This window comes from Streptomyces sp. BE20 (assembly GCF_036322525.1).
Classification (GTDB): domain Bacteria; phylum Actinomycetota; class Actinomycetes; order Streptomycetales; family Streptomycetaceae; genus Kitasatospora.
In genome coordinates this window covers 1-12,962 of the sequence record NZ_JAQYWW010000809.1, presented here as the reverse complement: position 1 = coordinate 12,962, position 12,962 = coordinate 1, and the positions used below count along the sequence as shown (strand labels likewise).

Sequence of the window (12,962 nt, the reverse complement as noted above, 5' to 3'; positions counted from 1 at the left end):
TCCATCGCGGTGGTCTCGTCGAGGACGGCCCCGAGGAGTCCGTCACCGTCGACCTGACCGCGGATGACGACACCCTGTCACTGCCGAAACTGGACGCGTTGGAACGCAAGCTCCGCGCCATCGAACAGCAGCTCGGCTGAGTACCCTCGCCGCTGACCAGCGCGACGACCGCCGCCGGGTTTCCGCCGAACGCAGCCCGAGCGCCCGGCGGCGATGACGCGGGTGACGGTCACGCCGGCCAGGTCCTCGCCCTTACTCGTGGTTCTGGCAGAAGAACGGGCGAGGGCGAGGACGGATCGGTGATGGCGGGCAAGAAGCACGGGGGCTGGGGGCTGGGGGCTGGGGGCTGGGGGGCCTGGGGCGCGGCGCCGGCTTCGGTCGGCCCGCGCCGCGGCGGTCGTCAGGCCGGTAGCTCGGCCCGGACGCGTTGGCCGGCGGCGGTCTGCACGGCGCCCCGGGTGCCGGCCAGCGCGGCGACCAGGAGGAGGCCGCGCCCGTCGCGGCGTTCGGAGGTGTCGCCGGGGTCGGTGGTGATGCGCTGGTCGCGGTCGAAGCCGGGGCCGGAGTCCGTGATCTCCAGGCGCACGACCCGGCGGCCCGCCCCGGGTTCGCACAGGGCCGGGCCTGCCCGGGCGGGGGTGCCGCCGTGCTTCACGGCGTCGGTGGCGAGTTCGGTGGCGATCAGGGTGAGGTCGTCGCTCAGGTGGGGCAGCTGCCGGCCGGCAGGGCGGTCACCCGCGTGGTGCACCGTCGGCTACCTGCTCCGCGGCGCCGGTGGCTACGTGCGCCAGCAGGTCGGGCGGGGACCGGTTCCTTCAAGGGCCTGTCGGGTCTCGGTACCGTACACGGCGCGGCTGCGTTCCTCGCCCCGGATGTCGGCCGCTGTTTGGAAAGCTGTGAGGAATTCGGCGGTTGCTCTGTCGAAGAGGCCCTCCACGTAGGGCACGTTGAGCTGTCCGCAGCCCGCGCGCACCAGCAGGTCCTGCAACCGTGCCACGTCCGGTCCCTGGTCTCCGCGGCTCAGCAGGCGCGCCGACGGGGTGGGGGAGTGGCTGGGAGCCGGAGCGGGAGTCGTCCTGGGTGGCGGGGTGGGGGACGCAGGCGCGGGCGGTGGGACGGGTGGCGGGACGGGGGACGGCTCCGACGGCGGCGGGGAGTGGCGGGTGCTCGGGGGCGGAGGGACGGGTGACGGGATCGCGGGCGCCGGTGGGGAGTGGCGGGTGCTCGGGGGTGGTGAGGACGGCGACGCCGATCCGGTCCGGGACGGCCGGCTCGTCGTCTCCGGTGTCCGTACGGCAGAGGTCGGCAGTTCGGCCGGCGTCTGGGGCGAAGTGCTGGAACGGTCCGACGCGGTGGCCGCCGGTGTGATCGGTGCGGGCGAGCCTGTGGGGTGGTCGGCCGGTGGTGCTGTCAGGGCCGACCCGAGCGCCAGGACCGCCGTGCCGATGCCCGCGGCGGTCAGGACTGCCCGGCGGTACGTCCGCGGGGGAGAGGTCCCCGCCGAGGCCGATCCGGCCGTCGGACGGTCGGGGAGCGGGGCCGGGGGCCGATCGGTGCTGCCGTCCCCCGTCGGCCCGGGTGGTTCGGTGGCCGTCCGGCGGCGCGGCGGGCCGGCCGTGGGGCGGGTCGTGGGCGGGTCGAAGTGGACGAGCAGCCGTCTCATGAGGACGCGGACGTCCCACTGGTGGATCGCCCGGAGGTCCTCCAGGGCCCGGGTGCATCGGCGGCAGCGGGTCATGTGGCGGGTCAGGTAGGCGGTGGCCGGGCCGGCGTAGCGGGCCTCGTCGGTCAGCCGGGCCGCCTGGTGGCGGCAGCGGCGGTCGGGGACGGCCGCGACGTACAGGCGCGCGTACGCATCGGCGAGCTCCTGCCGAGCAGGCGCGGGGGGACCGTCCGAGCCGGGGGAGGCGATGAGGCCCCGCCACAGCACTGCCTCCGACGGGTTGGTGAGGGTTTCGAACGACCGGAGCAGGGGGCTCTGTTCCTCGGCCGCGGACAGGGTGGCCCGGTAGCCGTGGTGCGGTCCGGACTGCTGGTCCAACCAGTGCAGGAACCCGGGGGAGACGCTGTGCCGCTGGCCGGTCTCCGCTCGGCGGGCAGCCAGGTGGCGTGCCTCGCGGAGGAGACAGGGGATCCAGGGCAGGGCCGGGGGCGCCCCCTGGTGGCAGGCGTCGAGTGTCCTGGCGAGCGCCTCGGCCGAGAGTTCCTGCGCGTCCGACGTCGTGGCGCCCAGCCCCTGGACACAGGCCAGGATCACGTCGCCGTACCGACGCGTCAGCTCCTCGACGGCGTTGGAGGCACGTTCGCCGGACGGGAGTAATGCGCGGAGCTGGGCATCGCTGAGGGTGACGACAGGTGTCATGCGGATCCTCGCTGGCATGGTCCGGGTGGGCGACGGCGCACCCTGCTCGGGTGCCGTCGGCGCGGGCTGTCTGCTCGGTGGTCGGTCGGTGGGGCCTACTGCCTCGGCCACCCGACGGCGGGCGCTGCGTGAACGGCGGGCGCTGCGTGAGCGGCGGGCCTTCGGGCACCGGCGCGGGTGTCGTGCCGTCGGGCTTCCCGGGGCGGAGGGCCGTCGGCCGGGATCGGTGCCTGGCCGGCGGGGAAGGAGTCCAGGTGCATGAGGGTCGGTCCTTGGTCGGGTTCGTGATCCGGCAGTTCAGGGACTCGACGGCCGGACCAGGGTGTTCGGCGGTCCGCGCCGTGGCCGCCGCCGGATCGGCCCGACGGAGCCGGTGGCCGGTGGCCGGTGGTCGGTGGTCGGTGGTCGGTGGTCGGTGGTCGAGAGTCCTTCACAGGAGGAAGCGCGGGCCCCCGGCATCCCGCCCCGTTGCGCAACCGTTATCCACGCGGTGTTCCCGGCGGGGGAGGACCGCCGGGGTCGAAGGTGTCGCCGTCTCCGGCGGCGGGTCCCTGTCCGGCGCAGGCCCCGTCGGGCCGGGCGGCGGGTTCGCGCCCGCGAGAACGATCGTTGTAACGCTTCGACAACGACGCGGGTTCGCCGCGCACTTCGGCACTCCTTCCCACGGTCGCGCGGCTTCCCGAAGCCGAGAAGCGGTGGCCCGACGCAACCGGGCCGGAGCAGCTCCGGCCATGACGAGACGCACGGTGCCGACCGTCGAGGGCCGTCGCCGTAGGCCCTCGGCATGGCGATGAGACTGGAGAGAAGCATGACCAAGGAACCCGGCCGGGCGGTCGGCGATGTCGTGGCCGACCGTTTCGAGCTGAGACAGCGACTGGGCTCCGGGGCGATGGGGACGGTGTGGCGGGCGCACGATCCGGTTCTGGAGCGGGACATCGCGCTCAAGGAGATGCGGCCGCTTCGGCACGAGGACGACGAGCGCGCCGCTCACATGCGCGAGCGGGCCGTCCGCGAGGCCAAGGCCCTTGCCAGGCTCAACCACCGCAATGCGGTGAGGATCTACGAGATCGTGGACGATCTCCCCTACCCGTGGCTGGTCATGGAGTTCGTCGACAGCGTTCCGCTCGACGTTCTGCTGCGTGAGGCTACGCTGACGCCGGCCCAGACCGCCGGTGTGGGTCTCGACATCCTGGGCGCCCTGCGCGCCGCCCACGCCGCGGGCGTCCTGCACCGTGACGTGAAGCCCGCGAACGTCCTGATCCGCCCGGACGGCAGCGCCGTCCTCGCCGACTTCGGCATCGCCGCCCTCCAAGGCTCGCTCGACCTCACGGCCACCGGCGACCTTCTCGGCTCGCCCGACTACCTCGCGCCGGAACGGATCAGTGCCGAAGCGGCGGAAGTGGGCCCGGCCAGTGACCTGTGGTCACTCGGTGTCCTGCTGTGCATGTGTGTCGAGGGGGCGAACCCGATGCGGCGCGACACGCTCTGGGAGACCCTGGTCGCCATCCGGGAGGACCCTCTTCCGGACGTGTGCCGGGCCGGCCTGCTCGGTCCGCTGATCTTGACACTGCTCAGCAAGGACCCCGCCGGCCGCCCGAGCGCCGAGGAGGTCGCGCGAGCTCTCGCAGCCGTCGCTGACGGACAGCCCTACCGCCCGGGCGGCGGCCCTGAGGCCGACGCGGCCGCGGAGGCCTCTCCTGCCGGGGCCACGAGCGGGGCCGCTCCCTCTTCCTCGCCGGTCACCGCCCCGGCCGTCACCACCAGGACAAGGACGAAGCCGCGTAAGAAGCGGGCTCCCCGCCTCGTGCGCGTCGGAGTGTCGAGCGCCGTGGGCGCACTCGTGCTGGCCACCGGCGTCGCCCTCCACACGGCCCAGCGGGGCGCCCCCGAAGCCGCGCTCGGTATCGCGACGCCGACGACCACGCCCCCCAGCGCCGCCGTCCCCGACACTGCGGCCCCCACCCCCACCCCCACCGCCACCCTCACTCCCACCGCCACCGTTTCGGCCCCGGCGGCGGTGCCCCCCAGAACCGCGGCTCACACGACCCCCAGCACGACCCCCAGCACGACCCCCGCCACGACCCCCACCGCGACCCCCACCCCCGCCGGCACCGCCCGGGCTTCGGCGGCAGCCACTGTGGCCCCCACCGCCACGCCCTCCCCCACCGCGCCCTCGGCGACGGGCAGATGGATCGCCCAGCTGTCAGTCATTCCCCAGAGCGCCCCACAGGGCGAAGCGGACGAGGAACTGCTCACCATTCAGGAGGACATCCCCGGCGCGAAGATCCTCAACAGCGACGACTGGAGATCCCTCCCTTCCGGGAACTGGTTGGTCTATGTGACCGGTACATTCCCGGACGGCAACGCCGTTCTCGCCTTCTGCGCCCGGCAGGGCCGGAGCGAGTGCTTCGGCCGCTACCTCAGCCACGACGCCGACAGCCGCTACATCTGTCTGCCCCGGCGGGGCACCCCCGGGACCGGACGCGATCCCGAGAGCTGCGACCGTCCCTGACCTCGAACGCCTCTGTTCGGACGGCGGACCGCCGTCGGTACTCGACCGACGCCGGCGGATTCGGAGCGAGGTGGCCCCGCTCTCGATTCCCCGGACGGATCCGTCCACACGCCCTCGGGCCCGCACCGGCGGTGGACCCCACCGGTGACCGGGGTGCTGCAGCCGCGCAGCCGAGAGGGTCGAAGGTGTCCTTCCACGCGGGCACGTCGCCGGCCTGCGGCTGCGCTCGGCGTCGCTGAGGGAATCACGCCTGGCGGGCGCCCTCCCCGGCAGGGTCGGACGTCACGGGCGCGGCAGAGGCGTGTCGGGTCAGTTCTTGGACTGCCAGTAGGCGAACTGGCGGAGCGGGTCGCCGGTGAGCGACCACGGCCAGGCGGTGGCCACGTCGCCGAGCAGGCCGAAGGTCGCGGCGCTCTCGCGCGAGCGGCCGGCCTGGACCAGGGCGAAGGCGAGCAGGTTCAGGTCGGCCAGGGCGGCCGCGTGCTGAAGGTGGCCGTGGCGGGGCCAGTCGACCAGCGCCGCGTTCAGCACCCGGGTGGCGCGCTCGTTCGTCCACTGGCGGCGGACCAGCAGCGCCTCGATGCTTCCCCGGGCGGCGATGCGGGCGTGCTCGTCGACCAGTGCGGTCAGCTCCACGCCCACGGCCGGCGCGTTCGGGGGCACCGCGGCCCGGACCGTGTGCACGAAGTCCAACTGGCCGCTGCGCGAACCGCACTCCTCCGGTGACAGGTAGCGCAGAAGCTGCAGGTGGGCCTCGCGGTTCCAGGTGTCGCGTGAGGTCACCTCGTGGAAGGCGGCGAACAGCTCGCGCGAGTCCGCGCGCATCACCCGCAGGATCCCGAGCAGCACGACCCAGGGGGTCGGGTCGTTGGGCAGGGCGTCGGCGGCGCCGTAGCAGTTGGCGACGGAGGCACGGGCATCCTCCATCCGTCCCAGGTGCCGACCGCGGACCAGCTCGACCCAGGCTTCGAAGAGCAGTGGGTTCGCGTGGTGCGAGTGGCGCAGCCGCCAGAAGCGGGCGAGCGGCGAGGGCGCGGCGGCCTCGGCGAGGACGGCCAGCCGGTGCGCGCGGCGGTCCCAGTCCGTACCGGCCTCCTGGAGCAGCCGCTCGACCTGGTCGATGCGAATTGCGTCCTGACCCGGCATTGCGAGGGAATTCAGCTGCCGCCGCACACGGCCGAGTTCGACGTCGTCGAGTTCCGGCAGCAGGCGCGGGCCGGAAGCGCGAAATCTTCGAAGGATCGACACGCGCACAGCCTAGGCCCCCGGTCGAATTTCAGACAGACCTCGGAAGGGATCGTTATCCGGGTCATTCCGGTGACGGTACCGTCTTGTACGGCAATAGATTGACAGGTCTTCAGATTCGATCCGTTCGGTTGCTATCTGTTCGGTGCGGTGCTTCTCCTCGCACTCGATCGGGCGGAACGCTTCCGGATACGGATGGTGGTGTGGAAATCCCTGTCGATCCTCCCGAACAGTGCTCGGCCGTTCTGGTGATTCCGGTGCCACGGAATGGACGACGGGTCCATTGATGCGGACCTTTGCCGGAGACCCTGGACACTGCATCTCCTGGCGTCCCGGCTTCGCCGGGTGACGACGCGGACCGGGCTCCGGGGGTGTGACGGTCACGTTCCGTCGCCGGAGACCCTGTGGACGCCCGCCCGGTACTTGGGAAACCGGACGGTGATCTTCATGCCCGCGCCCACGGCCGTCTCGATGACGAGTCCGTGGTCGTCGCCGTAGACCTGTCGTAGTCGTTCGTCGACGTTGCACAGGCCTACGCCCGACGCCCTGAGCGTCTCTCCGGCAAGGATGCGCCGCAGTTCCTTCGGGTCCATCCCGATGCCGTCGTCCTCGATGGTCACCACCGCCTCGGCGCCGGCGTCCTGGGCGGAGATCGAGATCCGGCAGTCGTCCCTGGAGTCCTCCAGGCCGTGCTTGACGGCGTTCTCCACCAGCGGCTGGAGACACAGAAAAGGCATGGTGACGGGAAGGACCTCGGGGGCGATCTGGAGGGTCACCTTCAGACGGCTGCCGAACCGGGCCCCGGCCAGTGCCAGGTACTGCTCGATGCAGCGCAGCTCGTCGGCGAGGTGGGTGAATTCACCGTGCCTGCGGAACGAGTACCGCGTGAAGTCCGCGAACTCCAGGAGGAGTTCGCGGGCCCGTTCAGGGTCGGTGCGGACGAAGGAAGCGATGGCGGCCAGTGAGTTGAAGATGAAGTGTGGGGAGATCTGGGCCCGCAGGGCGCGTATCTCGGCCTCGATGATCCGGGTGCGGGAGCGGTCGAGCTCGGCGAGTTCCAGCTGCACGGACACCCAGCGGGCGACCTCGGTCGCGGCCCGGACGAGCACCGCCGATTCTCGTGAGCCGTAGGCCACGAGCGCGCCGCGAACGCCTTCCTCGCCGGTCAGCGGGGCGATGACGGCCCAGCGGAGGGGGCACTCGGGATCGTCACAGTCGGTGAACAGGCTCTGGCTGCGCCCCGACGCGAGGACCCCGGTGATGCGCGACATCACGCGTGCGGGGTGGTGGTCGGCGCCGCGGCCGTCCCAGGCCAGGACCGTCTCACGGTCGGTGAGGCACAGGGCCTCGGTGCCGAGCAGGGGGCGCAGCTGGCGGGTGGCCTTGCGGGCGGTGTCCTCGGTGAGTCCGGCGCGCAGGGGAGGGGCGGCGAGGGAGGCGGTGTGCAGGGTGTGGAAGGTCGCCCGCTCGACCGGGGTGCCGAGGTCGAGATCCGGCCCGGAGCCGTGCCGTGCGCCCACCCGGCCGAGCCGGTAGCCGCCGGCGACGAGCAGGACGGCCACGGCGGTGCACAGGATGGCGAGGGCTGCTGCGGTCATCGTTGCCTCCTGGGGGCGGTCCGGTCGGTGACCTCGTTCCCGGTGCCTCGCCGTGGCGCGCCCTCCGGCTGCGGGCGGCCAAGCATGTCCTCGGGCAGGTGGAGGCGCGCCAGGATCGCGGCCGCTCCGGGCGGTGCGTGCCGTGGTGTCGCGAGGGACACCAGCACCATGGTGAGGAAGCCCAGCGGTACCGACCAGGCGGCGGGCCAGGCGAGCAGGGTGTTGATCCATCCCTCCGGGGTGATCCCGGCCCGGGTGGCCAGGACGGCGGTCAGGGCCGCGCCGCCTCCGGTGAGGAGGCCGGCCGCGGCGCCCGGAGGTGTCAGCCGGCGCCACCAGATGCCGAGGACGAGCAGGGGGCAGAAGGACGACGCCGAGACGGCGAAGGCGAGTGCGACCGCGTCCGCGACCGGCACGTGGCTGGCGACCATGCTCACGGCGCAGGGCACGGCCATGGCGATGACGGTCGCGAGGCGGAAGTACCGGACGGCGGGCGAGGGGAGCATGTCCTGGGAGAGGACTCCTGCGACGGACATGGTCAGCCCGGAGGCGGTGGACAGGAAGGCGGCGAAGGCGCCGCCGGCGAGCAGCGCGCCCAGCAGTTCTCCCGTCACTCCTCCGATCACGTGCTGCGGGAGGACGAGCACGACGGCGTCGGCCGCGCCGACGAGGGCGAGCTCGGGTGCGTAGATGCGGCCGAGGGCGCCGTAGACCGGCGGCAGCAGGTAGAAGGCGCCGACCAGGGCGAGGACGACGAGGGTGGTACGGCGAGCGGCGTTTCCGTCGGGGCTGGTGTAGAAGCGGACCGCGACGTGGGGCAGGCCCATGGTGCCGAGGAAGGTCGCCAGGATCAGCCCGTACGTGGCGTACAGCTGGTAGCCCTCGCGTCCGCCCGCCAGCGGTTGGGACCAGACCGGGTCGGCACCGGTGGAGGCCCGCCGGGGGACCTCCGCGCCGTCGGGGAAGGACAGCCTGGTCCCGGCTTGGATGCGGTGGGTTCCCTCGGCCAGGGTGACCTGGCCGCCGTCGTAGGGGGTGCCGTCGACGGTGCCGACGGCGCCGACGGTCAGGGGTTGTTCCAACTGGACGCGGACGGTGTCGTCCAGCCGTACGACGGTGTGTTCCCGGAAGACGGCGGGGGCGTCGAACCTGACCCGGGGTGCGTCGTCGCCGAACCAGGCGGCGACGAGGAACAGCGCCGGTACCAGGAGTGCGGTGAGCTTGAGCCAGTACTGGAAGGCCTGGACGAAGGTGATGCTGCGCATGCCACCGGCGGCGACGGCTGCGGTGACGACGACGGCGACGACGATCGCGCCGACCCATTCGGGGGCCCCGGTCAGGATCTCCAGCGTGAGGCCGGCGCCCTGGAGCTGCGGCAGGAGGTAGAGCCAGCCGATACCGACGACGAACAGGCTGGCCAGCCGGCGTACGGCGGGCGATTCGAGCCGCGCTTCGGCGAAGTCGGGGATGGTGTAGGCCCCGGAGCGGCGCAGCGGGGCCGCGACGAGGACCAGCAGGACGAGGTACCCGGCCGTGTAGCCGACCGGGTACCAGAGCATGTCCGGGCCCTGGAGGAAGATCAGTCCGGCGATGCCGAGGAAGGAGGCGGCGGAGAGGTACTCGCCGCTGATGGCGGCGGCGTTCAGGCCGGGTCCGACCGTGCGGGAGGCGACGTAGAAGTCCGAGGTGGTCCGGGAGATCCGCAGTCCGAGAGCGCCGATGAGGACGGTCGCGAGGACGACGAGGGCGACGGCCGTGACCGCGTAGGTCTGGTTCACCGGCAGGTCCTCATGGGTGGGGTCAGCGTCCTTCGACGAGTCCGGTGAAGTCGCGCTCGTTGCGCTCGGCCCGGCGGACGTAGCGGCGGGCGATGAGCCACATCACCGGGTAGACGGCCACGCCGAGGACCACCCACAGGAACGGGTCGGCCGGGGAGAAGGAGCCGAGCGCGGCGGCGGGGAGGGCGAACAGCAGCGGGAGGGTGCCGATCAGGAGAAGGAGTGTGCCCAGGGCGTACAGGGCTGCGCGGAGCTGGCTTCGCATCAGCGAGCGCACGTAGATGTCGCCCAGGGCGGTCTGCTCGGTGATTTCGCTGCGGGCCGGACGGTCGCGTGGCGGGCGGTGGACGCGTCTGGGCACTCCGGTGACGACCTCGCGGCGGGGTCGGTGGTCTGCGGGCATCGCGTCCGCTCCGGTGTCTGGTGGCGAGTCTTCCGGGAGGGTGCCCGGAAGGCTTCGAAGACTACAGAGCGGTGGTGGAAGAAGGTAGGTTTTGGGCGCTAGGTCCGGTTGTCTTCGTCGGGTGGATCACGTGAGCGTCCCGGGTGGCGGCCAAGGCGATCTCCAGCTCCACATAGGAGTCCTCGGCGTGGCGGAAGGCCACCTCAAGGGCCGCTTCCGCGTGGGGGCCCAGGAGGCCGTGCGCGGACTCCTGGATCTCTTCGAGGACGTCGGCCCAGCGCCCGGCTGCGGCCTTGGCTCTGGTGAGGAGCGCGGTGACATCGTCCGGGTGTGAGGACCGGATCCGGTCCAGCCCGTGGAGTTCCTCCAGCAGCGCTTCCATGTCGGACATCCGGCCCCCTTTGCCGATGATCAACGGTAACGGCGACGGGGTGCCTGGACCATCGCTTCGGGCTGCCGTTCGACCAGCGGGCCTCTGCGTCGCCGGGCGTACCGGCCGGCGCGACGAACGGCTCCCCGGCGCGCGCCGGACGGCGGCCGAGCGCCGTGGAACGGCGCCGGGGGTCAGCCGCGCGCTCGGCGCATCAGCAGATCGCGCAGCTGGCGGGCGTGGCGGCGGCTGACCGCGAGTTCCGCCGTTCCCACCCGTACGGTCGTGCCCCCGGCATCCAGTCGCAGTTCGTCGATGCGGCCGAGCGCGACGAGGCGGCTGCGGTGTATGCGGACGAAGCCGCGGGAGGCCCAGCGTTCCTCCAGCACGGCCAGGGGGATCCGCACGAGGTGGCTGCCCTCGGCCGTGTGCAGGCGTGCATAGTCGCCGTGGGCCTCGACGTAGGCGATGTCGCCGACCGCGACGAACCGTGTGACACCTGCGAGTTCCACCGGGATGTGTGCGGATGCGTCCTCGACCGCGGAGGTGTCCGGGGCCGAGGGCTGCGTCTGCGCCTCCCCGCCCGGGGAGGGGTCCTCGCGGGCGGACTCGGCCAGGTCGCTCGCGCGGCGCACCGCCTCCGACAGCCGCTCGCGCCGCACCGGTTTGAGGACGTAGTCGACGGCCTTGAGGTCGAACGCATCGACGGCGAAATTCTCGTGGGCCGTGACGAACACGATCAGAGGCGGCCGGGCGAACCCGGCCAGGAGCTTGGCCATGTCGAGCCCGGTCAGGCCCGGCATGTGGATGTCCAGGAAGACGACGTCGATGGCGTCCGCGTCGTTGGGTCCGGCGCCGACCGCCCGGCCGATGCGGCGCAGGGCCTCGGTGGCGTCGGTCGCCCCCTCGGCGCGTTCGACCCGCGGATCCGCGCGCAGCAGGTACAGCAGTTCCTCAAGCGCCGGCTTCTCGTCGTCGACGGCCAGTACGCGCAACATACTGCGCATTTTACGGGCCGAGCGGGTGCCGGGCCACGGCCGTGGAACGTGCTCTCCTCCGTGGGAGAGCCGGTCGGGTGCGGCGAGGCGGTGCTGGCGCCGCCCGCCCCGGTCGGGGCATCCGCCCGGAGGCCCCCGACACCCCGGGTGGCCTCGGACGGATGGGGCCGTGCCGCCCCGGGCGCCGGCTCACGCCGCTTCCCGCTGCGGCACGAGCTGCCTGGGCTGCCTGGGCTGCGCCGTACGGAACGCGCGCGATGCGGGGACGCCGACCGCCGGGAGGAGGCCGGAGCGGGTGAGTTCGATCAGGCGGCACCCGAGCCCGCGCAGCCGGGCGGCCGCGGTCCGGGCCTCGCCGTCGTCCAGCGCGAACACGAACAGGCCCGGTATGAGCAGCGTGGTGATCCAGTCCCGCTCGATGGACCGCACGAGGCATTCCAGCTGTGGCAGGCCGTCCACCGGTCGCCGGCCGTTGTCCACGTACTCCGCGGGCTCCGGCAGGCAGTGCCGGTGGGCGAGCCGCTCCAGCGCGCGGCGGTGGCACTCCATTCGCGTGCTGTCGTAGGGGTAGCACCGCAGATACATGGCGGGCCGTGTACGGCCGATGTCTTGTCGGGGGAACGTGAGCATGCCGTGTTCACCTACTCGTTGTCTCGCCGTCCGGGTGGGGCGCAGTAGCCGCACCGGCGCGCGTCAGATCTGTCAGGGCCCGCTCACAGGTTTCGCCGTGGGTTGCCACCAGTGCCCCCTTGCCGCCCGGCGTGTTCGCCGCCTTCGGTCCATCCCAGCCCACGAAGGCCCGCGCCGATAGGCATGCACGGCAGGACGTGCGACGAACGGTCGTACCGTGCGGCCAGTGGTGCGCCGAGCGGTCGATCGGGGACCGGGTGGTGTCGGCGGTGACCGGGGGTGGTGTCGCCGAGGGGACGGGGCGGGTCCGCGCCCCGTCCCAGGAGGCTGCGGCCCAGGAGGTCCGGTGCGGCGGCGGCAGCAGCGGGCGATCGGGGCACCGGTGGAGCCCCGGTGGGCTCGGCCGTCCCCGGGGGCCCGGCAGCCCCGCTGCTTCGCCCCGTGACCGGCCGGGCCCGGCGGGTGAGCCCGTGTGCCGGTGGGCCCGTGGGCACCGGACGGGCGCGTCGACACCATCGGTCGCGGCCTCGCCACCGGCGGTTGCCGAACGGTCACCGAACTCCCTTGTGGGGAAAGGGAACCGGCGTGAATGCCCCGGGCACCTGGTGGCCGGGTCTGCCCGGCCGTGGCGAGTGGGCTCCGGCCTGCCGGGGCGCCCGGGGCGGTGCGGAGCCGGCCCCGCGGCTCGGGCGTGCGAGGTCGACTTCGTCAGGGGCGTTCCTGCGCCGGGGAGTTGGTGAGCTGGGTCTGGATGAGGTTCATCACGGTGGAGTCGGCGAGGGTGGTGGTGTCGCCGATCTCGCGGCCTTCGGCGATGTCGCGCAGCAGACGGCGCATGATCTTGCCGGAGCGGGTCTTCGGGAGCTCGCCGACGACCTTGATCTGCTTCGGCTTGGCGATCGGGCCGAGGGTGCGGCCGACGTGGGCCCGCAGCTCCTCGACCAGCTCGGGGCTGTCGGCGGCGGTGCCGCGGAGGATGACGAAGGCGACGATCGCCTGGCCGGTGGTGGCGTCGGCGGCGCCGACCACGGCGGACTCGGCCACGGACGGGTGTCCGACCAGGGCC

11 protein-coding genes are annotated in these 12,962 nt (G+C 73.0%); 1 reads left to right on the top strand and 10 read right to left on the bottom strand.

Features of this window, described 5'->3' with window-relative positions; all coding sequences use genetic code 11:
- Positions 1–400: 400 nt before the first annotated feature.
- Positions 401–748 carry an ATP-binding protein gene (locus PUR61_RS17240; protein ID WP_329879739.1) on the bottom strand — a complete coding sequence of 116 codons (348 nt, stop codon included), beginning with the start codon at positions 746–748 and terminating at the stop codon, positions 401–403.
- Positions 749–778: 30 nt separating this feature from the next.
- Positions 779–2,362, bottom strand: a complete 1,584-nt coding sequence (locus PUR61_RS17235) for a peptidoglycan-binding domain-containing protein (RefSeq protein ID WP_329879738.1) — start codon at positions 2,360–2,362, stop codon at positions 779–781.
- Between the two features lie 808 nt (positions 2,363–3,170).
- Here PUR61_RS17235 and PUR61_RS17230 point away from each other — a divergent pair.
- Positions 3,171–4,874: a serine/threonine-protein kinase gene (locus tag PUR61_RS17230; RefSeq protein WP_329879737.1), complete on the top strand. Its 1,704-nt coding sequence runs from the start codon at positions 3,171–3,173 to the stop codon at positions 4,872–4,874.
- Positions 4,875–5,183: 309 nt separating this feature from the next.
- Here PUR61_RS17230 and PUR61_RS17225 read toward each other — a convergent pair whose 3' ends face one another.
- From PUR61_RS17225 to PUR61_RS17190, 8 genes are all read right to left on the bottom strand, one after another.
- Complete coding sequence (locus PUR61_RS17225) at positions 5,184–6,122, bottom strand: hypothetical protein (RefSeq protein ID WP_329879736.1); 939 nt, start codon at positions 6,120–6,122, stop codon at positions 5,184–5,186.
- 377 nt (positions 6,123–6,499) lie between these two features.
- Positions 6,500–7,717 carry a sensor histidine kinase gene (locus tag PUR61_RS17220; protein WP_329879735.1) on the bottom strand — a complete coding sequence of 406 codons (1,218 nt, stop codon included), beginning with the start codon at positions 7,715–7,717 and terminating at the stop codon, positions 6,500–6,502.
- Positions 7,714–9,495 carry a sodium/solute symporter gene (locus tag PUR61_RS17215; RefSeq protein ID WP_329879734.1) on the bottom strand — a complete coding sequence of 594 codons (1,782 nt, stop codon included), beginning with the start codon at positions 9,493–9,495 and terminating at the stop codon, positions 7,714–7,716. The genes PUR61_RS17220 and PUR61_RS17215 overlap by 4 nt, the downstream gene beginning before the upstream one ends.
- 22 nt (positions 9,496–9,517) lie before the next feature.
- On the bottom strand, positions 9,518–9,898 hold the full coding sequence (locus tag PUR61_RS17210) for a hypothetical protein (protein WP_329879733.1): 381 nt from the start codon (positions 9,896–9,898) through the stop codon (positions 9,518–9,520).
- Positions 9,899–9,959: 61 nt separating this feature from the next.
- Positions 9,960–10,289: a hypothetical protein gene (locus tag PUR61_RS17205; RefSeq protein WP_329879732.1), complete on the bottom strand. Its 330-nt coding sequence runs from the start codon at positions 10,287–10,289 to the stop codon at positions 9,960–9,962.
- 173 nt (positions 10,290–10,462) lie between these two features.
- Positions 10,463–11,266: a LytR/AlgR family response regulator transcription factor gene (locus PUR61_RS17200; protein WP_329879731.1), complete on the bottom strand. Its 804-nt coding sequence runs from the start codon at positions 11,264–11,266 to the stop codon at positions 10,463–10,465.
- A 189-nt stretch (positions 11,267–11,455) separates the two neighbouring features.
- The gene (locus PUR61_RS17195) at positions 11,456–11,851 is read right to left on the bottom strand and encodes a hypothetical protein (RefSeq protein ID WP_329879730.1); all 396 of its coding nucleotides are present in this window, start codon (positions 11,849–11,851) and stop codon (positions 11,456–11,458) included.
- 753 nt (positions 11,852–12,604) lie between these two features.
- Positions 12,605–12,962: AMP-binding enzyme (locus tag PUR61_RS17190; RefSeq protein ID WP_443035184.1), on the bottom strand; the 358-nt coding region annotated here is incomplete at its 5' end.

Coding starts and splice junctions, on each gene's coding strand:
- PUR61_RS17230 (WP_329879737.1), top strand. CDS start 3,171: ATGACCAAGGAACCCGGCCGGGCGGTCGGCGATGTCGTGGCCGACCGT.
- PUR61_RS17195 (WP_329879730.1), bottom strand. CDS start 11,851: ATGTATCTGCGGTGCTACCCCTACGACAGCACGCGAATGGAGTGCCAC.
- PUR61_RS17205 (WP_329879732.1), bottom strand. CDS start 10,289: ATGTCCGACATGGAAGCGCTGCTGGAGGAACTCCACGGGCTGGACCGG.
- PUR61_RS17235 (WP_329879738.1), bottom strand. CDS start 2,362: ATGACACCTGTCGTCACCCTCAGCGATGCCCAGCTCCGCGCATTACTC.
- PUR61_RS17200 (WP_329879731.1), bottom strand. CDS start 11,266: ATGTTGCGCGTACTGGCCGTCGACGACGAGAAGCCGGCGCTTGAGGAA.
- PUR61_RS17220 (WP_329879735.1), bottom strand. CDS start 7,717: ATGACCGCAGCAGCCCTCGCCATCCTGTGCACCGCCGTGGCCGTCCTG.
- PUR61_RS17210 (WP_329879733.1), bottom strand. CDS start 9,898: ATGCCCGCAGACCACCGACCCCGCCGCGAGGTCGTCACCGGAGTGCCC.